At 65.5% G+C, this 25,260-nt stretch carries 24 protein-coding genes; 9 read left to right on the forward strand and 15 right to left on the reverse strand.

All coding sequences use genetic code 11. The features are described 5' to 3' along the window. Positions 1–40: 40 nt before the first annotated feature. The 4 genes from ileS to ABZX86_RS29225 form a co-directional block, all read right to left on the reverse strand. Positions 41–3,187, reverse strand: a complete 3,147-nt coding sequence (gene ileS, locus ABZX86_RS29210; RefSeq protein WP_355127869.1) for an isoleucine--tRNA ligase — start codon at positions 3,185–3,187, stop codon at positions 41–43. A 362-nt stretch (positions 3,188–3,549) separates the two neighbouring features. After that, positions 3,550–3,987 (reverse strand): hypothetical protein, encoded by a 438-nt coding sequence (locus ABZX86_RS29215; protein ID WP_355127870.1) that lies wholly within the window; start codon positions 3,985–3,987, stop codon positions 3,550–3,552. Positions 3,988–4,190: 203 nt separating this feature from the next. After that, on the reverse strand, positions 4,191–4,916 hold the full coding sequence (locus tag ABZX86_RS29220; RefSeq protein ID WP_355127871.1) for a hypothetical protein: 726 nt from the start codon (positions 4,914–4,916) through the stop codon (positions 4,191–4,193). Positions 4,917–5,057: 141 nt separating this feature from the next. Continuing rightward, the gene (locus tag ABZX86_RS29225; RefSeq protein WP_355127872.1) at positions 5,058–5,579 is read right to left on the reverse strand and encodes a DinB family protein; all 522 of its coding nucleotides are present in this window, start codon (positions 5,577–5,579) and stop codon (positions 5,058–5,060) included. Between the two features lie 256 nt (positions 5,580–5,835). Between ABZX86_RS29225 and ABZX86_RS29230 the strand changes: the two genes are divergently transcribed. Continuing rightward, positions 5,836–6,306: an ester cyclase gene (locus ABZX86_RS29230; protein WP_355127873.1), complete on the forward strand. Its 471-nt coding sequence runs from the start codon at positions 5,836–5,838 to the stop codon at positions 6,304–6,306. Positions 6,307–6,340: 34 nt separating this feature from the next. Here ABZX86_RS29230 and ABZX86_RS29235 read toward each other — a convergent pair whose 3' ends face one another. Beyond that, positions 6,341–7,585 (reverse strand): epoxide hydrolase family protein, encoded by a 1,245-nt coding sequence (locus ABZX86_RS29235; protein WP_355127874.1) that lies wholly within the window; start codon positions 7,583–7,585, stop codon positions 6,341–6,343. 92 nt (positions 7,586–7,677) lie between these two features. On the opposite strand from ABZX86_RS29235, the gene ABZX86_RS29240 reads away from it, so the two are divergent. Beyond that, a complete protein-coding gene (locus ABZX86_RS29240) occupies positions 7,678–8,934 on the forward strand; it encodes a site-specific integrase (protein ID WP_355127875.1) in 1,257 nt (418 codons plus the stop codon). 66 nt (positions 8,935–9,000) lie between these two features. Here ABZX86_RS29240 and ABZX86_RS29245 read toward each other — a convergent pair whose 3' ends face one another. Genes ABZX86_RS29245 through ABZX86_RS29255 form a run of 3 tightly spaced genes read right to left on the reverse strand, consistent with a single transcriptional unit; the run spans position 9,001 to position 11,404 of the window. Further along, positions 9,001–10,017: a zinc-binding dehydrogenase gene (locus ABZX86_RS29245; RefSeq protein WP_355127876.1), complete on the reverse strand. Its 1,017-nt coding sequence runs from the start codon at positions 10,015–10,017 to the stop codon at positions 9,001–9,003. A 35-nt stretch (positions 10,018–10,052) separates the two neighbouring features. Then, entirely contained in the window at positions 10,053–10,430 is a 378-nt protein-coding gene (locus ABZX86_RS29250; protein ID WP_355127877.1) for a MerR family transcriptional regulator, read from the reverse strand. A 50-nt stretch (positions 10,431–10,480) separates the two neighbouring features. Next, a complete protein-coding gene (locus ABZX86_RS29255; RefSeq protein ID WP_355127878.1) occupies positions 10,481–11,404 on the reverse strand; it encodes a hypothetical protein in 924 nt (307 codons plus the stop codon). A gap of 96 nt (positions 11,405–11,500) precedes the next feature. Here ABZX86_RS29255 and ABZX86_RS29260 point away from each other — a divergent pair, with 96 nt between their 5' ends. After that, positions 11,501–12,094 (forward strand): TetR/AcrR family transcriptional regulator, encoded by a 594-nt coding sequence (locus ABZX86_RS29260; protein WP_355127879.1) that lies wholly within the window; start codon positions 11,501–11,503, stop codon positions 12,092–12,094. Positions 12,095–12,118: 24 nt separating this feature from the next. Here the strand turns inward: ABZX86_RS29260 and ABZX86_RS29265 are convergent, their stop codons facing one another. From ABZX86_RS29265 to ABZX86_RS29275, 3 genes are all read right to left on the reverse strand, one after another. Next, the gene (locus ABZX86_RS29265) at positions 12,119–12,658 is read right to left on the reverse strand and encodes an SRPBCC family protein (RefSeq protein WP_355127880.1); all 540 of its coding nucleotides are present in this window, start codon (positions 12,656–12,658) and stop codon (positions 12,119–12,121) included. Between the two features lie 75 nt (positions 12,659–12,733). Beyond that, on the reverse strand, positions 12,734–14,887 hold the full coding sequence (helR, locus tag ABZX86_RS29270) for an RNA polymerase recycling motor ATPase HelR (RefSeq protein WP_355127881.1): 2,154 nt from the start codon (positions 14,885–14,887) through the stop codon (positions 12,734–12,736). A 135-nt stretch (positions 14,888–15,022) separates the two neighbouring features. Next, positions 15,023–15,889, reverse strand: a complete 867-nt coding sequence (locus ABZX86_RS29275) for an SDR family NAD(P)-dependent oxidoreductase (RefSeq protein ID WP_355127882.1) — start codon at positions 15,887–15,889, stop codon at positions 15,023–15,025. 46 nt (positions 15,890–15,935) lie between these two features. On the opposite strand from ABZX86_RS29275, the gene ABZX86_RS29280 reads away from it, so the two are divergent. Then, entirely contained in the window at positions 15,936–16,385 is a 450-nt protein-coding gene (locus tag ABZX86_RS29280) for a helix-turn-helix domain-containing protein (protein ID WP_355127883.1), read from the forward strand. A gap of 336 nt (positions 16,386–16,721) precedes the next feature. Here the strand turns inward: ABZX86_RS29280 and ABZX86_RS29285 are convergent, their stop codons facing one another. The 4 genes from ABZX86_RS29285 to ABZX86_RS29300 all read right to left on the reverse strand — a co-directional run bounded on the left by ABZX86_RS29285 (position 16,722) and on the right by ABZX86_RS29300 (position 20,279). Then, complete coding sequence (locus ABZX86_RS29285; protein WP_355127884.1) at positions 16,722–17,876, reverse strand: DUF5925 domain-containing protein; 1,155 nt, start codon at positions 17,874–17,876, stop codon at positions 16,722–16,724. Then, the gene (locus tag ABZX86_RS29290; protein ID WP_355127885.1) at positions 17,873–18,709 is read right to left on the reverse strand and encodes an acyl-CoA thioesterase domain-containing protein; all 837 of its coding nucleotides are present in this window, start codon (positions 18,707–18,709) and stop codon (positions 17,873–17,875) included. The genes ABZX86_RS29285 and ABZX86_RS29290 overlap by 4 nt, the downstream gene beginning before the upstream one ends. Positions 18,710–18,786: 77 nt before the next feature. Next, complete coding sequence (gene msrA / locus ABZX86_RS29295) at positions 18,787–19,299, reverse strand: peptide-methionine (S)-S-oxide reductase MsrA (protein WP_355127886.1); 513 nt, start codon at positions 19,297–19,299, stop codon at positions 18,787–18,789. 179 nt (positions 19,300–19,478) lie between these two features. After that, the gene (locus ABZX86_RS29300) at positions 19,479–20,279 is read right to left on the reverse strand and encodes a hypothetical protein (RefSeq protein ID WP_355127887.1); all 801 of its coding nucleotides are present in this window, start codon (positions 20,277–20,279) and stop codon (positions 19,479–19,481) included. A 367-nt stretch (positions 20,280–20,646) separates the two neighbouring features. On the opposite strand from ABZX86_RS29300, the gene ABZX86_RS29305 reads away from it, so the two are divergent. The 5 genes from ABZX86_RS29305 (at position 20,647) to ABZX86_RS29325 (ending at position 25,169) form a co-directional block, all read left to right on the forward strand. After that, complete coding sequence (locus ABZX86_RS29305; RefSeq protein ID WP_355127888.1) at positions 20,647–21,513, forward strand: hypothetical protein; 867 nt, start codon at positions 20,647–20,649, stop codon at positions 21,511–21,513. Between the two features lie 67 nt (positions 21,514–21,580). Then, a complete protein-coding gene (locus tag ABZX86_RS29310; RefSeq protein WP_355127889.1) occupies positions 21,581–22,162 on the forward strand; it encodes a TetR/AcrR family transcriptional regulator in 582 nt (193 codons plus the stop codon). A gap of 36 nt (positions 22,163–22,198) precedes the next feature. After that, positions 22,199–22,960, forward strand: a complete 762-nt coding sequence (locus tag ABZX86_RS29315) for an SDR family oxidoreductase (RefSeq protein ID WP_355127890.1) — start codon at positions 22,199–22,201, stop codon at positions 22,958–22,960. Positions 22,961–23,039: 79 nt separating this feature from the next. After that, positions 23,040–23,594: a hypothetical protein gene (locus ABZX86_RS29320; RefSeq protein WP_355127891.1), complete on the forward strand. Its 555-nt coding sequence runs from the start codon at positions 23,040–23,042 to the stop codon at positions 23,592–23,594. A gap of 249 nt (positions 23,595–23,843) precedes the next feature. Further along, on the forward strand, positions 23,844–25,169 hold the full coding sequence (locus ABZX86_RS29325; protein ID WP_355127892.1) for a family 1 glycosylhydrolase: 1,326 nt from the start codon (positions 23,844–23,846) through the stop codon (positions 25,167–25,169). Positions 25,170–25,260: the final 91 nt, after the last annotated feature.

Here is a 25,260-nt window from a genome sequence, read left to right on the forward strand (position 1 = left end):
CATTGACGGCGCTCCTCGACATCCGGGGCTCTACTGGATCTCAGCTCGTTCTTCGGATGTGCACCAGGAGGTCGGTGGATCCGGCCGTTCCGTGGTAGCCGTGGTCGAGTTCTTCGACGAGGCAGACCTGTTCTGCAAGGGTTTCATCGGCGATGAGCGCCTGGTGTTGCTGGACTGCCGTGCACACCTCACTGCTGGTTGCGATGGTCACGGTGATGCGGTCGGAGATATCGAGTCCGGCGTCTCGGCGCGCTTGCTGGATGACACGGATGACGTCGCGGGCAATTCCCTCGACGGCGAGTTCAGGCGTGATGTCGATGTCCAAAGCGATGGTGGTGCCGTTCTGCGTTTCGACGAGCCAGCCGGTGCGGGGAGTTTCGGTGATCGTCACCTCGTCGCGGGTGATGTCGACTGTCTCGGCGCCGACGGTGATCGTGGCGGTTCCGTCCTCACGCAGTCGAGTGACCAGAGTCGTGGCGTCGGCCGTGCGGATCGCCTCGGCAACCGCTGGGGTCTGTTTGCCGAAACGTCTGCCCAGCGCACGGAACTCGGGTTTGACCACTATGTCGGTCAGCCCGGCAGCGGTATCGAACCGTTCGATCGTCTTGACGTTCAGTTCGTCCGCGATGATCTCGATCAGCTCCGCTGGGAAATGGATGTGCGGAGGCACGCCGACGAATCCACGCGCCAGGGGCTGGCGGATCCGCAGGCCGCTGGTCTTGCGGAGCGCACGGCCGGCCTCTACCACGGCGCGAGCAGCCGCGACCTGCTCGGACAGGGTGGCACTGGTCAATGTTGTATCGGTGGTGGGCCAATCGGTGAGATGAACCGAGTCCGCAGCGCTCGGGTTGCCGGGGAGGATGACGGTCCGCCAGATTTCTTCGGTGACGAACGGCACGATCGGCGCCAGCAGACGCGTCAGCACATCCAGGCATTCGTAGAGGGTCGACAGCGCGTCCTGGTCGCCGTCCCAGAAGCGGGATCGGTTGCGGCGCACGTACCAGTTGGACAGATCATCGAGAAATCCGGTCAGCAGTCGTCCCGCACCTGCGGTGTCGTAGCCGTCGAGCATCTCGTCGACGCCGCGGGCGAGGATGTGTAGTTCGCCGAGGATCCACCGATCGAGGATCGGCCGAGTGCTGGGAGAGTGGGCAGTGCCGGGCAGCCAATCGGTGTGGCTGGCGTAAAGGGCGAAGAACGCAGCGATGTTCCAGTACGTCAGCAATACGCGGCGGGTGATGTCGGCGAGCGGGCCGGGACCGATCCGGCGGGGTGACCAAGGAGAGCCGGCACAGGCCATGAACCAGCGCAGCGCATCGGCGCCGTGGATGTCCATCAGCGGAATTGGAGCCAGGGTATTGCCCAGATGCTTGCTCATCTTGCGGCCGTCCTCGGCCATGATGTGGCCGAGACAGACCACGTTCTCGTACGGGGCGCGGTCGAAGACCAGGGTGCCGACGGCCATGAGGGTGTAGAACCAGCCGCGTGTCTGGTCGATTGCTTCGCAGATATATTGCGCGGGATAGCGTTTCGCGAAGGCTTCTGCGCTGCCGGGAACGTGGGGATAGCCGAGCGAGGCGAACGGCATTGCGCCCGAGTCGTACCAGGCGTCGATCACCTCCGAGACCCGGGTGGCAGCCTGCCCGCACTCGGGGCAGGCGAAGGTAACCGCGTCGATGTAGGGACGGTGCGGATCCAGTTCCGATAGGTCGCACCCAACACGTCGGCCCAGTTCGGCCCGTGATCCGATGGCAGTGACATGTCCGGTCTCACAGCGCCACAACGGAAGTGGTGTCCCCCAATAGCGAGAGCGCGACAAGGCCCAGTCGATATTGTTGGCCAGCCAGTCGCCGAAGCGGCCTTCTTTGATGTGGTCGGGGAACCACGTGGTGTGCTGGTTCTCGCGCTGCATCGCGTCCCGGACGCTGGTGGTGCGGATGTACCAGGACGGCTGCGCGTAGTACATCAGGGGCGTGTGGCAGCGCCAGCAGTGCGGGTAGGAATGCTCGAACGGCTGGGATCTCAGCAGCAGTCCGCGCGTGGTGAGGTCGGCGATGAGCACTGGGTCGGCGTCTTTGAAGAACAGTCCGCCGACCAATCCCACGGTGTCGAGGAAGTGCCCATCGCGGGCGACCGGGTTGACTACCGGCAAGCCGTTGGCACGGCACACCTTCAGGTCGTCGGCACCGAATGCCGGGGCTTGATGCACCAGACCTGTTCCGTCGGTGGTGGTTACGTAGTCCGCTACCACGACCCGGTGCGCATCGGGGATATCGACCAGGTCGAACGGGCGGCAATACCTCAGTCCGGCCAGCTGATCGCCGGTGAAACGCGCCAGCGTCTCGGTCTGCTGCCCGAGGACCGTCTCCCGCAGCGGCTCGGCGACAACGAACGCGCCGGCGGCGGTGCGTACGAGGACGTAGGTGACGTCCGGATGCACGGCGACAGCGGTGTTGGCCACCAGTGTCCAAGGGGTTGTGGTCCAGATCAGCAGGTGCACATCGTCGAGCCCGGCTAGTTTGTCGGCCAGCGGGAAACGCACGTACACAGCTGGATCGGTTACTGTCTCATAGCCTTGGGCGACTTCGTGATCCGACAGCGCGGTGCCGCAGCGCGGGCAATACGGTGTCACCCGGAAATCTTCGGCCAGGAGACCGTCGTCGAAGATCTTTTTCAGCGACCACCACACACTGTCCACGTACTCCGGTGACATTGTCGTGTACGCCTGCTCCAGATCGATCCAGTACCCCATTCGGCGGGTCAGCTTTTCGAATTCCCCGACATGTCGCAGCACCGACTCGCGGCAGCGCGCGTTGAACACGTCAACGCCGACCATTTCGATATCAGGTTTTCCGGAAAGGTGGAGTTCCTTCTCCACTGCCAGTTCGACCGGCAGGCCATGACAGTCCCATCCGGCCTGCCGCGGCACCGCGAAGCCCTTCATCGTGCGGTACCGCGGAAAGATGTCCTTGAACACCCGCGCTTCCACATGGTGGGTACCCGGGGGGCCGTTCGCCGTCGGCGGGCCCTCGTAGAACACCCAGCTCGGTCCCTCGCGAGTACGTTCCACGCTGCGGCGGAAAACGTCATTGGCAGACCAGAAGTCGATAATCCGGGCATCCAACTCCGGCAGATCCACCCGCGTCGGCAACGCGGTGAACGGCGAAACCACAACCCGTCTCATCATCGAACAGATCCCTCGCTTCATCGACTCGCATGAGAACAACTCATGCGGGGACGAAGCCCACCTTGGATGCCAAGGAACCCCGCGGTACCACCCCGCTTACACCGGCCGAAGCCGGTGCCACTTCATTCACCGCTATGACGTGCGGCCCACGTCCGGTTCTACTGGGAGGCACAAACCTCTGTTCTTCCGGAAGCTACCCGGTGATGGCCGGATCAACGCTGCTGCCAGCGACTGTAACAACCCCCATCGGCGTTGCGCGATACCTTTTCTGCTTCACCGGACTGAAGGCACTCTCGTTGCAGGGCAATGTGTTTCAGAACTATATGCCGTGTCTCCAAGCTGCTTGCAGCCGTCAGCAGCGGTTATATCGCACTCTTCCGAACCTGGCGAGTATCGACGTACCACCAGACCGCACCGGCGATCATCAACCCGCACGACAGCACCGGAACGAGGGCGGCGTATCTGAAGTGGGCTTCGACGAAATAGTGCCTGTGGGAGTCGGTGTCGATGAGCTCGGGGGCTGCGGTCCATATCAGAGTGAAGGCGATCGCGTAGACGAACAGAGAGCCGATGGACTCGAGGCACGCCAGCACCAGTACCACCCCGAGCCTCGCGGGGGTCTGGACTCTCTCGAACAGCAAGCATGCTGCCGCCAGCAACACCACCGATCCGGCGATCAACAGCACGACACCGGGGGTTCCGAGTTGTTGCGACGTCTCCATCAATGTGTAGTCGGGATTGAGGCCGGGGTAATGCACCAGTGGGAGGTACGGGCCGAAAAGCGTTCCCAGGCTGCCCAATCCCAGTATCACCCGACCTACACGGCGCCCTACCACCTCGGGGTGCGGATGTGGAGGCAGAGGCGGTGCGACCGGAGACTCATCAGCTGTTGACACAGTGAGCGAGTCTGCCAGGTCAGATACGAACAGAGCGCGGTGCGTTCTTGGGGGCGTCGATCTGAATCGTTGCCAAGAACTCGAATCGAATCTGCTCCTGACATCAATCACCGGACCACACCGCATTTAGTCGGCCGACCGTTTCGAGCCCCCACTGGTGCGGTCTGAGACGGTGAGGCTGGGGGGTCGACAGGGTTGTCGGCCTCGAAGATGTATCGATAGGAACGTTCAAGGAAGTCGTAGAGCAGGTCGTCATCCTCGATCAGGACGCCCGTCAGGTCGAGGTAGTGGGATGTCGTCATCCATCGGGATTGCAGAAGGTGCGAGAACTGGGATCTGGCGTTGGCTGGGAATTCTGGGTTCAGTTCCAGGAATCTCGGGACCGAAAGCTGGTCTCTCGCAGTCTTCGACCAGACGGCCGGGTCGGCGGCGTCCATCATTTCGAGGAGGTGTTCGAGCTCTTTCTGCGATGGGATACTGTCGGCGACTACAGGAATGGATTCGCTGTCAGGAGATGGTTTTCGGGTCGGGGAGCCCGCGAGTGCGGGGCCCCACGTCCTTAGCCACCAGCGTCTGCCGCGCGGGACGAGCAGCATTGGGAGCGTCAGAATCATCACGGCGAGCATGGCCTGGCCGAGAAGATCTGCGATCACCGCTGGTATGACGATCGGGATGCAGGCCGCTAGCACTACTGCCGCCAACACAACCAGAAACCACTGCCCGCGTTGGCATCCGAGGAATATTCCGATCGACGAGACTACGCCGAGTAGAAGTGCCGCGACGGTGAAGAGCTGGCCGATCCAGGTTTCCCGCCAGTTCGGTTGTGCAGCCATGTGATTGCGCCTCCCCCATGCTCACCGGAACCTACTTTCCGCCGACGCTGTCTCACAATCGTTTCGGACTGGACGGCGTGCCGCAAGATGGGACATTCCATGGTGGACAGGGCTTTTCAGTGAACCGCGCGGTGAACTCGGCTAAGAGGGTCCTGGACCGTCGAGGCCCGGTGGCGTGGGGTGGTTGATCTGCTCGGTGAGGATATCGCCGTGACCGGCGTGACGCGCGAAATCCTCGAGCGCGAGCAGGTAGATGAAGCGGAGGCTGACGTCCCCGACGCGGGGGTGCGCCTTGACGTCGTCGAGGTCGAATTGGGCCGCGATTGCGCGGGAACGTGCACTGGCGCGCTCGAATTCGGCGATCACGTCGGCCAGGGTCTCGTTGTCGTCGACAACGAAACTGGCGTCGCCCGGCGTTGTGCCACCGTCGCATTCACTCTCGGGGAGTCCGGCCAAAACGTGCTGGAACCAGATCCGTTCAGCGACCGCGGCGTGCTTGAGCAGTCCGATCGGAGTAGTCAGGGATGCGACGAGGCGGCGGCGGGCATCGTGTTCGGACAGCCCGCGCACCGTATTGATCAATTCGGCCCGGTTGCGGTCGAGCATGTACTCGAGCAGACGGCGCTCCGCACCGGTCGTGATTTGCGGTATCGACCATGTCATTGCCGGCTCCATTCTATCGGATCGGATTGGGTTGCCACACTGGCGGTTTCGGATGTTCGGTGCCGCGTTCGCCGTCGGAGGCTCTCTCCACCACGTCGACGGCCGGTCTTCCCGTGACTGGGAATGAACGCGGCGCTCGGATCCGTGATCGTCAATAACATGCCGACAACGACAGACCGAGCGGAAAGGCGTCGTTGATCGGAGTGCGGTGTCGCCGGCACCGGGCCCGACCTCGTTTACTGCTTTTGGGAGCCGCATGAGCGCACCTACCAACTCGAAGGCCGTGGCTGTGCGCAGTCTCGAGATCATGGCAACCGGAACTCGCGCCGACTTCGAGGCTGTCATTCATCCCGATGCGCGGAATCGCGAGAGCCTGCATGAGCCACCGACGACCCGGCTGCGAGGGCCCCATGGTTTCTACTCCACGGCGTTGTGGCTGCGGGCGGCTTTCACCGATATGCGTCACGAGATCCGGCACGCTGTAGCCGATGGAGATCTCGTGTGCCTGGACACCATTATGACTGGCCGACAGGTCGGTTCGTTCGTCGTCTACAACACCGAGGGCGAAGTGGATCAGGTGTTTCCCGGCACCGGGAAGAGATTCTCGGTCGCGCAAACGCATTGGATGCGCATGTCGGACGGCATGGTGATCGAACACTGGGCTGCCCGCGACGATCTGGGCCGAGCTCGGCAACTGGACTGGTTGTCACCGAGCGCGACCTCCTGACGCCACCCCCCTGCAAATTTGTCGGGCGACCCTGTCAACGCCGCCCGTGGAAGGTGCGGCGCAGGTCGGTTACCCATTCGTCCGGGATCTCCCAGGGGATGAAATGGCCGCCGTGTTCGTGGGCGGTGAGGTTGACGTGGTTGTACCAGTCGGCGCGGTCGGTGGTCAGGAAGTGGGAGACGCGGTCGGCGGTGGTGACGCCGGGTGGGTTTTCGTGGGCGACGAAGGTGATGCCGGTGGGGGCTTCTATCGCGGGCTGCCGATCGTGGGAGGGCTCCCACGGGTAGCGGTTGTGGTTGGCGTAGATGCGCATTGAGGTGCTGATCGAATTGGTTACCCAGTAAATCGTGGCGTGGGTGAGCAACTCGTCCCGGCTGAAGACGGTTTCGATATCACCGTGGTTGTCGCTCCAGGTGGTCCAGCGCTCGAGAATCCAGGACAGCATGCCTGCCGGGGAGTCGGAGAGGCCGTGGGCGAGGGTGCTGGGGGCGAGCATGTGCGCGGACAGGTGGACGGCGAAGCGCTTCTCCAGCTCCACGATTCGGGCGTGCACATCGGCGGGCAGACCCTCGGGGATGGGGCGGCCACCGGTGATGTCCCAGGCACGGTCGCCGTTGAACAGGTCCAGGCGCTGACCCGAGCCGATGTGGATGCCGTAGAGCTCGTCGGCGTATTTGTGACCGAGCTGGCCGGTGACCAGCGCGCCCACATCACATCCCGCGGCAGCGTATTTGGCATGGCCCAGCACCTCCGTCATGAGGGTGTGCCAGATATCGGCGACCTTCCAAAAGTTCAGGTCGGGGCGGTCGGGGACGGGCGTGGAGAAGCCGAAGCCGGGGAAGGACGGGACGATCACATCGAAGGCGTCGGCCGGGTCACCGCCGTGCGCGCCCGGATCCGCCAGCGCGTCCACGACATTGGACCAGTGCCAGAACGTCCAGGGCCAGCCGTGCGTGAGGATCAGCGGGGTCGGAGCGGGTCCGACACCCGGCTTGCGCATGAAATGCACCGGCACACCGTCGATTTCGACCCGGTAGTGCTCATAGGCGTTGATGGCGGATTCGGCGGTGTGCCAGTCGAACTCGGTGCGCCAGTACTCGACGAGCTGCTGCAGATACGCCTTGGGCACGCCGTAGGAGCCGTCCGCATTGCCCGCATCATCGGACCAGCGGGTCAGCGCCAGCCGCTGCCGCAGATCCTCCAGCACGCTGTCGGGCACGTGAATCGGCTGCTGCAGCAGGGGAAACGAACGATTTTCCGAGGTGGCTTCGATGTGCAAACTCGTCTCCTGAGTCGCCGGGAATATTCGCCACCCGACACTACTGTCGTGTGCAACGGGCCGACCGCGCGCGGTGCCGTAGGGTCGGGCGCATGTCCGGTCGCAGTGCAGCGCAGCCCGCCGAGCAGTCCGATAACAGCCTGTCCGATGACACCCTGCACGGCGCCGTCATCGCGGTGCCCGAGGCGGTGCGCACCGAATTGCGGCGTGGCGTGCGCAGTGTGCTGGTGGATTCCGCGGCGCTGCACCTGGTTCGGGAACGGTTCGACGATCAGCAGGCCGGGTCGCTGCGCCGCTATCTCGAGGCGTCCCAGTCCGCGAATACGCTGCGCGCCTATCGGACCGACTGGATCGCCTGGGCCGCGTGGTGTCTGGCCGAGGGGCGGCAGGCATTGCCCGCGGACGCCCTGGATGTGGCGGTCTACCTCGCGGCCGCCGCGGACGCCCGGCGGGCGAACGGCGAATGGGCCTTCAGCGCAGGCACTCTCGAACGCAAGTCCGCGGCGCTGGCAGCCGTGCACGCCGCCAACGGCCTCCCGTCCCCCACCCGCGCCGATGTGGTTCGCCTGACCCTGCGCGGTATCCGCCGCACCCGGCGCACACTGCCGAAGCGCAAACGGCCCGTACTCCTGCACACCCTCGACCAACTGCTCGCCGAGCTCCCGGCACCGGGCTGGCCCACCGAACCCGCGCGCCGCCGCGACACCCTGCTGCTGCTGGTCGGCTTCGCAGGAGCGCTGCGCCGCAGTGAGATCGCCGGATTGTGCATCACCGATGTCCGCGTCGACACCGATCACGCCAGCGGTGAGCCCCTGCTGCTCATCCATCTCCCCACCACCAAAACCGACCCCACCGGTGTCAACGAGCAGCGGGTGGTCCTCCCCCGCGGTCAGCGCCCGCACACCTGTCCGGTCTGCGCCTTCGCGGACTGGATTCGCCTGCGCGAGGCGCACTTCGCCGATAACGACCTGCGCGCCTGGGTCACCGCCCACCCGTCTTCGGACACCCACATCCACCGCTGCCACGGTTTCACCGGCACCACCCTCACCGATCCGGCACTTCCGTTGTTCCCCACCATCTCTCGCCATGGCGGCCTGGCCGACTCCCCCATGTCCGGCCGAGCCGTCGCCGAACTCGTGAAGCGCTATGCGGCCCGCGCGGGCTTGGACCCCGACCTCTTCTCCGGCCACTCCCTCCGCGCCGGTTTCGCCACCCAGGCCGCCCTCGGCGGGGCCAGCGATCGCGAGATCATGCGCCAGGGCCGCTGGTCCAATCCCCGCACCGTCCACGGCTACATCCGCACCGCAAACCCCTTGGAAGACAACGCCGTTACCAAACTCGGCCTCTGAGGGGCAGAGCAGCACCAACGACGATTCCTGAACTCGACACCACGATCAAGACGCGGGCGCTCGGTTCTAGCGCCAGGGATCGAGGGCGTACTTGCCGCTGGTCCGACCGGTTTCGAGTTGCTGCAGGACTTCCGGGCCTTCGGCCAGCGCGTGAATCTGAGGGACTCCGGGCTGATACACGCCGACGGCGATGAGCGACTCGAGCTCGAGCAGCAACGACTGGTAGAGGTCCGGTGCGGCGGTCGCCAGATCGCCGATGTGCAGGCCCTTGATCTGGACACGGTGGCGGAAGATCAGGTCGCGGGTGGTCAGGCTGGCGTGGCCGGATGCGGCGCCGAAGACCACGATCCGTCCGGTCACCGGTCTGGTGACCGACAGGCTTGTCTCGAACGTGGCCTGGCCCACCGATTCCAGGACCAGATCGACCCCGCCTGTCAGTCGGAGGATCTCCGCTGCGAGATCGGGGCGTGTGCTGTCCAGGACCTCGTCGGCGCCGAGCGCCCGGACAATGGCGTGCTTGGCCGGCGAGGCCGTGGCGACTACCCGGGCACCGTAGTGGCGGGCGAGGCGGACGGCGGCCTGTCCCACACCTCCGGCCGCCGCGTAGACCAGCACCACATCACCGGACTTGATCTCGCCCAACGGCTTCAGCGCGGCCAGCGCGGTTGCCCAGTTCAGCACCAGGCCGAGCGCCTGGGCATCGCTCCAACCAGCGGGCACGGGGAGCACACCCGCAGCGGGCATGATCATGTACTGCGCGAACGCGCCGGGACCGCTGCCCACAACGTGGGTGCCGACCTGATGCGGTGTCTCGATACCCGGGCCGGCGGCCACGATCTCGCCTGCGGCTTCGAACCCGGCGACATAGGGCGCTTGCGGGCCGCCATCGTATGTTCCGTGCGTCTGCATGACGTCCGCGAAGTTGATCCCGGCGGCGAGCACGCGGATCAGGTATTCGCCGGGCCCCGGGGTGGGGCGCAGTCCGTCGGTCGTGAGGGTCAGGTCCTTCGGACCCTGATCCGACCGCTGGACCAGTGCCCGCACCGTCCGGCCCGGAATGTGCTGCTGCTCATCGATTCCCATGCGGTGAACGTAGAAGCTTCACGCTTACGTCAAGGTCAACGTGGCGTCGGCCACACGGCGGTGCGGCGGGCCGTCCGCAGGTAGGCGTCGAGCGCCGCCTGCTGAGCGGCGAGATCGGCGGCACGTGCGGCGAGCCGATCGCGATAGGTCTGCACCTCGCGCAGGAACTCCTCGCACACCGCATCCCCGCCGCCGGGTTCGCCCGTGAGGTAGGGCAGCACTTCCCTGATCAACCGCACGGGCAACCCGGACTCCCGCAGCGAGCGGATGACGAGCACCCGGTCGATAGTGGACCGGCAGTAGTCGCGAAACCCGTTACTGCACCGGCCGGAGACGATCAACCCCTCCGCCTCGTAGTGGCGCAACGATCGGGCACTCACACCGGTGGCCCTGGACGCTTCACTGATCTGCATGGCGAGAGAAACATCCAGGAACACCACGATCTTCCAGCGAGCCGACGTGCTTACTCGGCTGTCGCGACTTCTCGACCGGATCGGCTCTGCTCCAGCAGGACCGCCGCGAAGCGATACAGCGCCAGCAGCGAGATGAATCCGAACATGAACAGGATGACGCTGCCGACGGATTTGTTCACCGGGTTGAGGAACAGTGCGAATGCGTACGAGCCGATGACCACGATCGGTGCGGCGTCGACCCAGCTGAGTGGACGGGTCTCCGATCGGACGAGCGCTTCCTTACCGAAGGCGGGGATGAGTATGAACGAGACGACAAGGGTGGTGAGGAACCCCCAGACCGTCCATCCGATCGGCAATTGCGGGTCGCCGAAGAACGAGTCCTGCGGCGCAAGAGCTTTGGACTTGCCGACCCATTCGTAGACACCGAACTTCGTGCAGAAACCATTGGTGAGAAAGGCGAGCCAGGCGTGCAGCATGCCGTAGAGCACGCAGCGCCACACCACCTGCCAGGGCCGCAGCGAGCGCGGATTCACCACGATCTTCCCGTCGAGCACCACATTGATGATCACGTACACCGGCCACAGCAGCGCGACCATCGCCAGCGGAACCAAGAGGGGAACACTCCCGATATGCGGACCCATCATCGCCAGATCGCCGTAGCGCAGATCGCCCCACACGAAGCCACTGAACGAGATATTGGCCTGTTCGAAGGACCACTCGATCACGGATCCGATCACGAAATACGCAGCGGCGAGCTTGACGCCGAGGTGTTTGAGCATGTGGCCGAACACCGCCACCACGAGCGCCAGCGACGTGATCGTCTGCGGGATCACCGGTAAGCCCTTGCCGCCGGTCTGAATTCCCGACCAGAGCGTCATCACCACCCACACCACGCAGGCGATACCGAGTGCCACATCGACCGGATTCACCCGCCGTGCTTCCTCCGTCGTGCGGTCGTTGGTACTCGTGCTCATACGCCACAGCCCTTCCGGCTCAAACAATCTCGTCAAACTAGAACGATATTCTAGAACGCTTTTCTAGTTCCGTGGCCGGTTCGGTATCGTTCGAGGGTGCCCACTTCCTCGAATGCCGGCGTTGTGCGCCGGCGCGCCATCCTCGACGCCGCGCTGACCGTCTATCTGAAAAGCGGGGTGGCGGGCACCACCGTCGAGGTGCTGCACCGCGCGTCCGGGGCCAGCGTGGGCAGCATCTACCACTTCTTCGGAAGTAAGGAGGGCGTGGCCGCCGAGTTGTACATCGAGACGCTGCGCGACTACTTCGACGCCTATCTCGCTGCCCTGCACAGCAATTCGACCGCACGCGGCGGAATCGAAGGCTCCGTTCGCACCCACCTGGAATGGGTCGCCGCCAACGAGCTGCGGGCGCGCTATCTGTTCCACTGCCGCGAGTACGAGATCATCGACGAATCCCGGCCGGTGATCAACGCCCTGAACGAGCACTTCTACGGCGAAGCGACGGCCTGGCTGCAGCCACACGTGAAGAAGGGCCGCATCAAACCCCTGCCGCCCAGGCTGTGCCAGGCCCTGTGGATGGGACCGTGCGTCGAATACGCCCGCCTGTGGCTCGCGCGCTCGGCAGATTTCGACATGCTCGGCGCCGCCCCGACCCTCGGCCAGGCGGCATGGAACGCCGTAAAAGCGTGAGCGCCAGCTCAATACGCAATGCTACTACGTCCGGGATCGTGATTCGGCGTGCTGCTTCAGCGCTCGGAGAGTCTCGGGAATGCCGTGCAGCGCATGGTTGTCCCGGGGCTTGCCGAGCGGACCGGACCAGCGCAGGAGACGATTGAATCCGGAGGAGTAGGACCAGTCACGATATTCGGTGATCAGCGTCCCGCCCGGATCAGGCTCGAGGCGGTAACCCCAACGCGGGCCCACGATGTGGACCTGGAACTCGAAGTGCGCCAGGGGCCTGGCGACGGTGACCTCGCACGGCGTGACCCACACAACCGGACCGATGCGATTGACACCGACGAACCAGGCGCCCACCTGCGGACCTGAAGCGCCGCCGAGCCACCGGCCGCGGCGATTCTCTGTACTCCATCTGCCCATGCCGGTGACGTCGGTGATCAGATCCCACAGTTCTTGCGGCGCTGCGTCGATGACGATTGCCATCTCATCGGTCATGCCATGGTCGGTGCGGGTGCGGACCACGCCTTCGGGTGGGCGCAGGAATCGCCGAAGTGTTGAATTGACCTCGCCGACCATGGCTGACCCTCACCGTCTGAGACAAAATTCAGCGTATCGCCGATGGCCGCACTACCGCAAGATCCGCTGTGGGCGTCAGGGACTGGTGAGAATGACGAGTTGCTGGGTCGCTCGGGTCATTGCGACGTAGCGGTCGACGGCTCCCTCGATGCCCTCGCCGAACTCCTCCGGGTCGATGAGGACGACCAGGTCGAATTCGAGCCCCTTGGCCAGTTCCGGGGTCAGCGATCGGATTCGGGGTGTCGGCGGGAACTCCGGATCGCCTATGACACAGGCGATTCCCTCGTCGTGCTCGGCGAGCCAGGCGTCCAGGATCGAGCCCAGGTCCGCAGTGGAACCGTGGACGACGGGGATACCGCTGCTGCGAATCGACGTGGGCACATTGGCATCCGGGAGTGCGGCGCGAATGACCGGCTCGGCCTCGGCCATCACCTCCTCCGGCGTCCGGTAGTTGATGCTCAAGGACGCCAGGCTGATTCGATCGAAGCCGACCCGTTCGAGCCTTTCCTGCCACGACTCGGTGAAGCCGTGGCGGGCCTGCGCGCGATCTCCGACAATGGTGAAACTGCGGGAAGGGCAGCGCAGCAACAACATCTGCCATTCCGCGTCGGTCAACTCCTGCGCCTCGTCCACCACGATATGGGCGAAGGGACCGGCGAGCAGGTCCGGGTCGGTGGTGGGCAGTGCGGTCTCGTCGACCAGATTGTCGCGCAGGTCCTGCTGGCGCAGCATTGTCATTACGCCCTCACCGTCGTCGTATTCGGCGGAGGCGATCAGGTTGTCGATGACATTCGACATGCGCGTGCGTTCGACCGCCACCGTGGCTTCGTACCGACGTTTGCGCCGGGACGCATCCGGATCACCGAGCCGCTGCCGGGCGGCATCCAGCAGCGGCAGATCGGATACGGTCCAGGCCTTGGCATCCGCGCGCTGCAGCGTCCGGACCTCCTCGGGGCTCAGCCAGGGTGCGCACTTGCGCAGGTAGGCGGGCACCGACCACAGGTCCGCGACCAGATCGGCCGCTTCGATCAAGGTCCAGGAGTTGTTGAGCGCGCTGCGCAGTTCCTTGTTCTGCCGCAACGAATTCCAGAGCTCGTCGGCCGGAACATCGTCCTGGTGTTTGTCCTTCACGATCTCGAGCAGCACCTGCCAGATCTGCTCGTGCGCCTCATTGTGCGGAGTGCCCGGGTCCGGCGCCCGGAAGGCTTCGGCCCAATCGTCGGCACTGAGCCAGATATCGGCCCAGTCGGTCGCGACCGTCATGCCCCTGGCCGGAGGCTCCTCGTAGAACTTGACCGCGGTGTCGATCGCCCGCACCAGATCCGCGGAGGACTTGAGGCGTGCCACCTCCGGGTCGGTCTCGGCCGCTGCCGTCGCACCCTCGACGACGAGTTCGCGCAGAGTGCAGGACTGCACACCTTCCTCACCGAGGTTGGGCAGCACATCGGCGACATACGCCAGATACGGCTGATGCGGGCCGACGAACAGCACGCCGCCCCGGCGATGCGCGAGTCGCGGATCCGAATAGAGCAGATAGGCGGTGCGGTGCAGGGCGACAACGGTCTTGCCCGTGCCGGGACCGCCGTCCACGACCAGCGCGCCGCGCGAGCCCGCACGCACAATGGCGTCCTGATCAGCCTGGATGGTGCCGAGCACATCGCGCATGCGGGCCGATCGATTGCTGCCCAGGCTGGCGATGAAGGCGGACTGATCGTCCAGCGCGGCGCGGCTCTCCAGACCGTCCGCGGTGAATACCTCGTCCCAGTAGTCGCTGATTCGGCCGAGGGTCCAGCGATACCTGCGGCGGCGGACCAGACCCATCGGATTGCCGTGTGTCGCTCCGAAGAACGGCTCGGCCGCCGGCGAACGCCAGTCCACCAGCAGTCGCTCACCCGCGCTGTCCGTCAGGCCGAGCCGGCCGACGTACACCGGCTCGGGATTGTCCGCGCTGATGATGTGACCGAGGCACAGGTCCAGCCCGAAGCGGCTGAGCGCACGCAGCCGAGCGGTCAGCTGACGGACCTCCTGATCCCGCTCCACCGCCTCCTGCCCCAGGGAAACAGGCGCCTTGCGCACGGCATCGAGGCGAGCGGACAGATCCGCGATGGACTGCTCCAGACTCGTCCCGATCGCCGCGAAATGCCGCTCGTCCTCGGCGATCAATGCCGGGTCCGCCTTGGCGGCCAGACGGTCGGGCAGGTCGAAGGCACTCGTCATCAAGGGTTTCACGCAACTCCTATTTCTGCAGGTTCCGGCCTTGATGAGCGATTCTGCGCCATGACCCGGGTCTTGCGGCAAGCCCCCGGGTGCGATATAAGTTGAGAGTGGGAAGGAGTGATCGCTCTCCTTCCCTTTTCTGTGCGCTCACATACCTTGCTGGAAACGCGCGTTCCGAACGACGTCGAAACGCTCCGGCACGACGCGATCGAGCAGATTGGCAATACGCCCCCGCACCGGGCCGATGCGCCGCGGCCGATCGATGATGGCGTCGCAGATGGCCGCCGCGCCCTGCTCGGGCGTGAGCGCCACCGCATTCACGTACAGCGAATTGGTCGCGATCATCGGCGTACGGACCAGCGGCATGTAGATCGTGGTGAATCGTATGTTCTCCGTGAGGGTTTCGGCCTGCAGGCTGTCGGTGAGCGAGTCGAGAGCGGCCTTGGAGGCGATGTAGGCGCTGTATCCCGCGCCGCCGAACAGCACGGCCAGGGACAGTACGGAAACGACCTGACCGTCGCGCCGTTCCCGCATACCGGGCAGGAACGCGAGCATCAGCCGTGTCGGCGCGAAGTAGTTCAGCTTCATGGTGCGTTCGTAATCGTGGAACCGCTCGTACGACTCGTCGAGCCGGCGCCGGATGGAACGGCCCGCATTGTTGATCAGAATGTCCACGCCGCCGTGATCGGCGAGCACCTGCGCCACCATCGCATCGAGCTCATCGAAATCATTGAGGTCGCACGGGTACACGGAGGCCTTGCCGCCCGCGGTTTCGATCTCCGCGGCGACCTCGCGCAGTTCCTCCGCCCGCCGGGCGACCAGCGCCACGGTCGCGCCGGCCGCTCCGATGCGGATAGCCGCTGCCCGCCCGATCCCGGAGGAAGCACCGGTGACCAGCACGGTTCGTCCCGCCACCCGATCCTCGAGGGTGTGCGACCGCCGCAGCCGCGCCAGGCTTATCTGAGTGTCGAGGCTGTACTTGATCAGACGCGGAAGCTCACCAATTCCATACATAGTGATGAATCCTAAATTACATAACTAGTGATGTACATTGCCAGTCATGGACGCCGCCAGCCTGCACCTCATCGCTCGCCGACTGCGGACCATCGCCTTCACGGCCACCGGCACCACCGGCTCGCGCCGCTTCGCGCCCAGTGAATTCGCCGTCATCGAAGATGTTGCGCTGCACCCGGAATCATCGATTCGCGAAATCACCGATCGCACCGCCATCGTGCAGAGTCTGGTGTCACGCATCGTGGCCCGCTACCGCGACGACGGTTTGCTGCGCACCGAACCCGATCCGTCCGACGGCCGCCGGGTCCGGGTGAGCGTGGACCCGGTGATGCTGGTGGATGTGTTGCGCAAACGCGGGCGGAAGCCGATCGACGCCGCCCTGGCCGCCGAGCTGCCGCAGTTGATGCCCGCACAGCGCCAACGCGTTTCGGAATTACTGGACGAGCTGGCCGAACTGTTGCGCGCCGACGGCCCGGACTCACATACCGATTCGTGAGAGCCCCGCACACCGGCGCGACATATCGAATTCGGTTCGGCAGCACCGCGAAACCTATTCCTCAATGCCGAGCCGCTTCGGTCATTCGAGGCCGCGCATTCCGTGAATGGATTGGCACGTATTGTCATTGGCTGGCACAGAACACGAATGCTAGCTTCGCCTAGCCGCATCGGGACATCCCCAGAAGGCGAATACCACACTGCCCACTCGGAAATCACACACTGAATACCGAGATTCAGCGCCAGGCCATCAGCCGATCCGGAGGGTTCGGCCCGTCAAGGGAAGCGGGCCGAACCCTCCGGCGGCAGATCGGATTACACCTCGACGGGGCGCCGACTACAGATAGCCGACGGTGTCAGAGGCCGAAGGCGTTGGGGTCGCTTGAATTCGAGAGCGTTCGTCTCGGGATTCGATCAGTTCCGCCAGCGTCATTCCCTCCGGGCCCACCACCGGCTTCGGCCGGTCCGCGAGTTCGCGATTCAGCCAGGCGGTGGCTTCCTCGGGCGAGAGTCGGCCCACTTCCAGCTGAGCCAGGCAGCGGCCCGGGCGGATGACGGCCGGGTGCAGGCGGGAGAGGTTTTCGTTGGTCGTGATGGCGACCAGCACATCGCGGCCCTGGCCGAGCATGCCGTCGGTGAGATTGAGCAGGCGGGAAAGACCTTGCCCGGTGGACTCTTTCGCGGAGCCGCGAATGAGTTCATCACAGTCCTCCAGCACCAGCAGTCGCCAGCGGCGCTTGGATTCGTCGTAGGTATCGACGCCGATGGCAACCTCCATGAGGTAGCCCGGATTGGAGAACAGCACCTCCGGATCGAGGATGCAGTCGACCTGGCACCACTCGGCCCATTCGCGGGCCAGCGCACGCAGCGCGGAGGTCTTTCCGGTGCCCGGCGGACCGTGCAGCAGGAGCAGACGGCCGGTCACATCGTCGGCGCGCAGCGCCATCAGCCGCTGCATGGCCGCACTGATATCGGTGCCGTAATTGCCGTGGATCTCCGACCAGGAGGCGGCGGTAATGGGGCGTTCGCGCCGCTGCGGGCCGTGAGCTCCGCTGTGCCAGAAGCCCATCGACACCTGGCTGGCATCGGATTCGGGTTCCACCGTGGCATCGGCGGCGCAGATGGCGAGCACATCGCGGGCCAGCGCCTCGGTGATCGCGCAGACGGTGAGCACCGCGGTTCCGTTGGTGCGGCGGATGACGCGCAGCGTCCAGCCGTCACCCACGGACAGGGTGGCGCGCATACCGTCGTCATCGCTGGTGCGCAGCACCCGCGCATCGTCGGGGCACAGCGGGGCATCGGGCTTGACGTGCTCGAGTTCGAGCGAAACCGCGTGCGGCTGTTCACCACTGACATACAGCGCCAGCGCCAGCGCATCGATCACATCGCGCGGCGAATCGGAGTCGTCGAGATTCATCGCCCACGTGAGCGCCGCAGCCGCGGGCTCCGCGCGGCCGACCAGTTTGAGGCGTTCCTGCGGGGTAGAAGTCACTGCACGATGATCGACGCCGACTCGGCATCGGTAAAGCGATTTTCGGCGAAAGCGACCATATCCACCTGGCGGCGCACATTCGAGATGCCGGTGACCACGCAGGTGCCGAGCGGGCCGCGACGGTCGTACAGCGTGGCCGTGGCGACGGCGATTCCGTCCGCGGCGACGTGATCCTGGGCGAACAATCCCAGTTCGGCCCCCTCGGGCAGGCGGGACATGGTGACGGTGACGTCACTGTTGATATAGCCAACGCCCTCGGTTCCCCAGTTGCACACCAGGTTTGTGGCATCACCGACAAACGCGGCGCGCTGGAACGGCGAGATGGGTTCGCCTTCCACCAGGGCGGGCAGGTTGTGCCACACGGATTTCCGTTCACCGTTCTGGCCGGCGGCGAAGTCGCCGGTCCAGTCCAGGTCGCCGACCTTGAACAGCGGCGGATTACCGTGCGGGCCATCCAGTTTGTCTGTGGGAGTGGGCAATTGCCGCGCCGCCTGCCACACCTGTCCGGGCGGCTGCTGCGCGATGGCCAGATACATGACGCTCGCCCGCGCCCGCACCTCGCCGCCCTGCACGATCGAGGCATCGATCACGCGAACCCGGGTGCCGTCCCGCACGACCTCACTGCGCAGCGCGATCGGCTCGTTCAGTACCGGGCGGAAGAGGTCCGCGGTGAAGCGTGCGGGAATGAAGGCCGCTCCGGGGCTGTGCGTTTCCAGCTCGCGGGCCAGGAGCCCGCAGACCGAGGTGCCGGCGACCTGCGTCGGGGCCCAGGCGCTGACCGCCAGTTCGGTGGCGAGGTATCGACCATCGACCTCGGTGAAGAATGCGACCACGGCGGCGGACCCCTTGTCAGTTCGAAGACCTTTTCTGAATTAGAACATGTTTCAGAAAAGGTCTCCGTTCGACGGTCCTACTGCGCCGTCTGGCGCTTCGGCAGCTTCCAGCCCGCGCGCGGGAAGTGGCAGGTGTAGCCCTGGGGGTAGCGCTCCAGATAATCCTGATGCTCGGGCTCGGCCCGCCAGAAATCGCGCGCCGGGGTCACCTCGGTGACCACCTTGCCGGGCCACAGGCCCGAGGCGTCGACATCGGCGATGGTGTCCTCGGCGACGCGCTTCTGCTCGTCGTCGAGGTAGAAGATGGCCGAGCGGTAGCTCGTGCCGACGTCATTGCCCTGCCGATCCTTCGTGGACGGATCGTGGATCTGGAAGAAGAACTCCAGCAGTGCCCGGTAGTCGGTCCGGGCCGGGTCGTAGGTGATCTCCACGGCCTCCGCATGGCCCGGGTGATTGCGATACGTGGGGTGGTCGTTGCGGCCGCCGGTGTAGCCGACCTCCGTGGACAGCACCCCCGGCTGCCTGCGGATCAGGTCCTGCATGCCCCAGAAGCAGCCACCGGCCAGAATCGCCTTCCGCGTGTCGCTCACGCGTCCTCCTTCGTGAAGAGAGTCTCGTACTGCCCGTACAACGGGCGGTACGCCTCGTAAAGTCCCCAGCCTGCCGGGACGTCATACTTCGGTCATGAATCGGCCGGCGGCGCGCTATCGGCGCTTTCGGTACTCCCCCATTATCCGTATCGCGCGATCGGGCCCGGAGTCGGCAACCGTCAGCCGCTGATGTTGTCGATGCAGTAGCCGCCGGCGCCGATGGACAGCGTAAAGGTCATCGGCTGCGTGACGTTCGACGAATTCGTCACCGGCCCCGAGACTTCGGCGCCGGTATCACCGGTGGACTTCGAGGTGAGCGTGCCGAATGCGGTGACGCCGGTGAGCCTTCCGGGATTGTTCGCCAGCACCGATCCGGCGCAGACGAGCGGATACCTGCCCTCGACGTCGTCGGCGTCCACCGGCTTACCGACCCAGCGGGACAGGTAGCGCTGCACGGCGTATCGCGCATCGGCCTCGGTGTAGAAGTTCACCGATCCGGCCGGGTAGACATAGGGGCACGCATATCCGGAAGCGATTTCGGCGCGCTTCACACTCACCGACCGCACCGGCCCCTTCCAGATCACCGCGAATTGTCCGTCGATACCCGGTTGTGCGACGGCGGCGAGAATATCGGCCTTGTCGGCGTACATCTCTCGCGCATGCGCGGGTTCTATGGTCCAGCATTTGCCTATCAGCTGATCGATATCGGTGCCGATCAGATCCTGCACCCAGGGCCGCAGGGCCGCCGCGGCACGCGGATTGCCGGGCACCTCGCCGACCGCGACCGGTACGGCCGGAGTGGGCTGGCTGGGCGGTGTGGGCTCGACCGTCGAACTCGGCTGCGGCAGAGCCGATATCGTGGGCTGCGCGACTGACGAGGAATGCCGCGTGTGCTGTTCTGTGCCACCGCATGCGGTCAGAAGCGCGCATGCCGCGAGCAGAATCAGGCCCAATTCACCGCGCGCTCTGCACTTGATCACGACTACGATGCTAACGACGAACTGTCGTGCGGGAACAGATTCGGCCCGGCGGTGCCGGTGATTCGCATCGAACCCTCACACTGCGGTGATCGGTGTATTATCTTGCGCAGTTGAAAGACGTTGCACGGCAGTTCTTTTGAGAGCTGCACAGGGTGGTGCGCGACTGTAGGGGGTATGCGGAGCAGGAACCGAAGGACTCATCGAAGATGTCGTAGCGCAGGGGTATCTCGTCGGCACGGTGTGGGTGTCGATGAGAGGCGAGTCGATGACAGAAGAACTGTTTCTCGCTGAATTCACCGTCGAATCGACCCGTGCCGACCGTCCCGATTCCGCAGAATCGAATGCCGCTCGCACAAAGGAATTTCGAGTGTTCGACCGTTTCCCCGATCACCCGGCCCGGCTTTCCTCGACGCCGACGGATCTGTCCCTGCTGCTACGCCCGGCTCCGCCCGGAGCGCCGACCGATCTGGTTCGCCTGCACGGCGGCAATGGTTTTCTGATGTGGGCCGACCTACCGCCGGTGCTCGTGGTGGGCAGCTCCGGCGGCGCCGGCACCACGACCACCGCCCTCGGCGTCGCCACCGCCGCGTCCTACAACTATCGCGAGCATTCCCCGATCGTGGTCGATGCCACCGCTACCGGCGGCGATCTGGCCCGGCGCGGCTGCGACGCCATCGATCCCGCGGGCACCGTGCAGACTTGGTTGAACATGAGCCACCGCGGTCTGGCCTCCACCGTGCTCGACACCTGCGGCGAGAACAGCTCCAGCGTGGGCATCCTGCCGCGCGGGCCCGAGGCGCTGCCGCGACGGGAGAGCTACTCCTCAGTGCACCGCAGCCTCTGCGATGCCGGATGCCTGCCGGTGTACGACGGCGGGTCCCCGGTCACCAATCCGATGATCGCGCCGCTGCTGTCGGATTCGCGGATCGCGCTGGTGATCACCCTGGCCGCGCGCGCCGATGCCGTGAACCGCCTCAAACCCGCTCTGATCTGGCTCGATGACAATTACAGCGAATATCATCTGGCCGAGTCGGTCATTGTGGTGACCAGGCAGCACCCCAGCGACGGCCCGAGCGTCGCCAAACACATTCGCACCTACCTGGGCAAGTTCGTGCGCGCCGTGACCGAGATTCCGTACGACGCCCACCTCGCGGGCGGCGGCCCGGTCACCTGGTCGCAGCTGGCGCCACCGACCCGCAATGCGTACCGCCAGATCGTCAACCTGCTCCGCTGAGCACGGCCGTTCGGTATTCACCTTTCTTTTTTGACCGATCAGTCCAGATACAGCTACAGTCCCCGGCATGGCGAGAACCAAGGAGTTCGATCCGGACTCCGTGCTGCAGCGGGCGCTGGAACTGTTCTGGGAGCGCGGGTTCGAAGCGACGTCGATGACCGACCTGGTCGAGCACCTGGGGATCGGCAAGGCCAGTCTCTATGCGACCTTCGGAAGCAAGCAGCAGCTGTATGAGGCTGCGCTGCAACGGTATATGGAGCTCACCGATCCGCAGATCATGGTCGAGCTCTCACAGCCGGGGCCGGTACTGCCCGCCGTGCGCGGGCTGATCGAGCGCTATACGCGCGACGCCGGTGACGATGGGCGGCACTGCGGATGCCTGGTCGTCAACAGTGCGGTGGAATTGGCGGCGCGGGAGCCGGGGGTGGCGCGACTGGTCGAGGCCAGTTGGGCTTATCTGGAAACGACTTTGACGTCAGCCCTGATGCGCGCCAAGGCCCAGGGCGAGCTGCGGCCGGAGACGGATCCGCGGGCATCGGCACGTTTCCTGCTCGTCTTCCTGCAGGGCGTCCGGGTGCTGGAGCGCACACCCGGCGCGGCGGCGCGATTACGCGACGCGGCCGACGTCGCGATCGCGGCACTCGCCTGATTCAAGACTGATCGTTACAGAAAGAAGGGTTGAACCATGGGCGCACGTTTCGACGACAAGGTCGTGCTCATCACCGGCGGCGCGGGAGTGATCGCCGGTGCGACGGCGCGGGCCTTCGCCGATCTCGGGGCCACGGTGGTGCTGGCGGGCCACAACCCCGATACCCTCGCCGCGGCCGCGGCCCGAATCCACGCCGGCGACGGCGCGATCGACTGGGTGGCCGCCGATGTCACCGACGGCACGCAGGTCGCGGAGCTGGTGGCCGAGGTGGTGCGCCGGCACGGCGGCCTGCATATCGCGTTCAACAGCGCCGGGATCTTCGGCAAGGCCGCGCCCGTCGCCGATCTCGACGAGGATATGTGGTCGACCGTGCTGGGGGTCAATCTGACCGGCGTCTTCCTGGCCATGAAATACGAGATCGCGCATATGCGCGCGCACGGCGGCGGAGTCATCGTCAATATGGCCTCCAATATCGGTGCGCACGGACGGCGTCCGGGCATGGCCGCCTACGCCGCCTCCAAGGCCGCCGTCAGCGTGCTGACCCGCACCGCGGCGCGCGATCACATTGCCGACGGCGTGCGGATCAATGCCGTCAGCCCGGGCGCCACCGACACTCCGATGTCCTTCCGGCCCAATGAGACCCGGGCCGATCGCGACGCGCGAATCAGTTCCGCCGTCCCGGTCGCACGGGTCGGCACACCCGCCGAGATCGCCGCCGCCGTGCTCTGGCTGGCCTCCGCGGAGTCGAGCTTCATGGTCGGCCACGATCTGGTCATCGACGGTGGCGCGACCGCATAGCGGTTCGGCAACCTCCGAGCAGCGGCGGTATGTAAATCATTCCTTGACAAGGTGCCGCTTGTAAATGCATCGTTTACACATGACCGATGCACAGCACAGGGACCCCGCCGATGAGCGGGCCATCCTGGCAAAAATGTTGTCCACCAATGCCACGTTCGTCTCCGAGGTACTGCACCCGGCCGAGGGCACACCGACCCCCTCGGTCATGGCCGCACTGCGGGCCGCGCGCAGTCTCGACAATGTGGTCGACGATGTCCTGCGCTCGCTAGTGCAGCAGGCTCGCGACGAGGGCCGCACCTGGGCCGAGGTCGGCGAGATCTTCGGGACCTCCCGGCAGGCCGCGTTCCAGCGGTTCGGCGGAGGCGGGGGCGGGATGCCGATCGTGCCTCCGCCGCCTGCGCCGTTCCACACCATGCCCGAGATGCCGCCGATGCCGGAAATGCCGAAGATGCCGCAGGTTCCGGGCTGGCCGCCCACCCCGCCGACCATGGGCTGGCCGCCGCAGCCGGGCCAGCCACCCCGGCCCGGCCCGCCGCCGCAGCCCGGTCAACCAGGTCAGCCCGGTCAACCAGGTCAGCCCGGTCAGCCGGGTCAGCCGCCGCAGCCCGGTCAGCGGCCGTCATCGGACGTGTGATCGATTGCGCGCGTACAGGTTCCGGAGATCGTCGTCGGCCATCCGGCGCACCGCACCTCTGCCCTGGCATCGCCGAACGACACGGGGTTCGAAATGCTGGAGGATCTCGGGCCCCGGGAGTTAGCCTCCCGCTATCTCGATCGCCCGATCGGATCGACGCATTCGAGCGAACCCCGTGTCCTGCGGGCCCGGGTCCGCCATAATGCTGGACGGCCGCCCAGTTCAATGATCGCCCGATGAGGAGTCCCCTTGCGACCGCACACCCGCCGTCACGCGCTGGCCACCCTGGCCGCGGTCGCCACCGCACTGCTCGCGAGTGCTGTTCCCGCCCAGGCCCGCCCGGCCCCGGCCGCGCTGCCCCCGCTCGGCGGCGACTTCTACTGGGGTGTGGCCACCGCGGGCTTCCAATCCGAAGGCCATGCGCCCGACAGCAATTGGCTGCGCTACAGCACTACGCACCCCGACTACGACCACTACGGCGACAGCGTCGACTTCTACACCCGCTACGCCTCCGATATCGCGCTCGCCAAGAATCTGGGCGTGAACGTGTACCGCCTCAGCATCGAATGGGCGCGCGTGCAGCCGCAGCCGGGGGTGTGGGACGAGGCCGGATTCGCCTTCTACGACAGGGTGATCGCCGCCATCCGCGCGGCGGGCATGCGGCCCATGCTGACCCTGGACCACTGGGTGTATCCGGGCTGGGCGGCCGATCGCGGCGGCTGGGGCAATCCGGGCATGGTGTCGGACTGGCTGACCAATATGCGCACCGTGGTGGACCGGTACGCGGGCGATGATCCGCTGTGGGTGACCATCAACGAACCGACCGCGTACATGATGAACGAGGTGCGCAACGGCGGGCTGCCGATCACCGACCTGCTCACCATGCAGGACCGGCTCGCCGCCGCGCACAACAGCATCTACGACTACATCCACCAGGTGCAGCCCGGCGCGATGGTCACCAGCAATGTCGCCTACATTCCGGCGGCGGATCCGGTGGTCAACGGCGCGATCCTGGACAAGATCGCGGCCAAGCTGGACTACGTCGGGATCGATTACTACTACGGCATGTCCGCCGAGGTGGCCGCCGAATACACCGCGTACGCGCAGTCGGCGCTGTGGAAGCTGCCGCTGCAGGCCGACGGCATCTATTACACGCTGCGCCATTTCGCGCAGCTGTTCCCCGGCAAGCCGCTCTACATCATCGAGAACGGCATGCCCACCGAGAACGGGCAGCCGCGCTTCGACGGCTACAGCCGCGCGGATGATCTGCGCGACACCATGTATTGGATCCAGCGCGCCAAGGCCGACGGCGTGAACGTCATGGGCTACAACTACTGGAGTCTGACCGACAATTACGAATGGGGTTCCTACACACCTCGTTTCGGGCTGTACACGGTGGATGTACTCGGCGATCCGGCGCTGACCCGCCGCCCGACCGATGCGGTGGCGGCCTACCGGAGCATCACGCACGACGGGGGTGTTCCGGCGGACTATCTGCCGACGAGGGCGCCGACCACGTGCTCACTGGTGGATGCGCTGGAGAGCTGCACCGATCCGGTGGCGCTGCCGCGGTAACCGGCGCGGCGACTGCGCCTCGAACCTCGACCGGCGGTATGTGACCAGCCGCACCGGCCCGTCCCGCGACACGCATCCTGCTGCACCGAGT

The organism is Nocardia sp. NPDC006630 (assembly GCF_040611495.1).
GTDB lineage: Bacteria > Actinomycetota > Actinomycetes > Mycobacteriales > Mycobacteriaceae > Nocardia.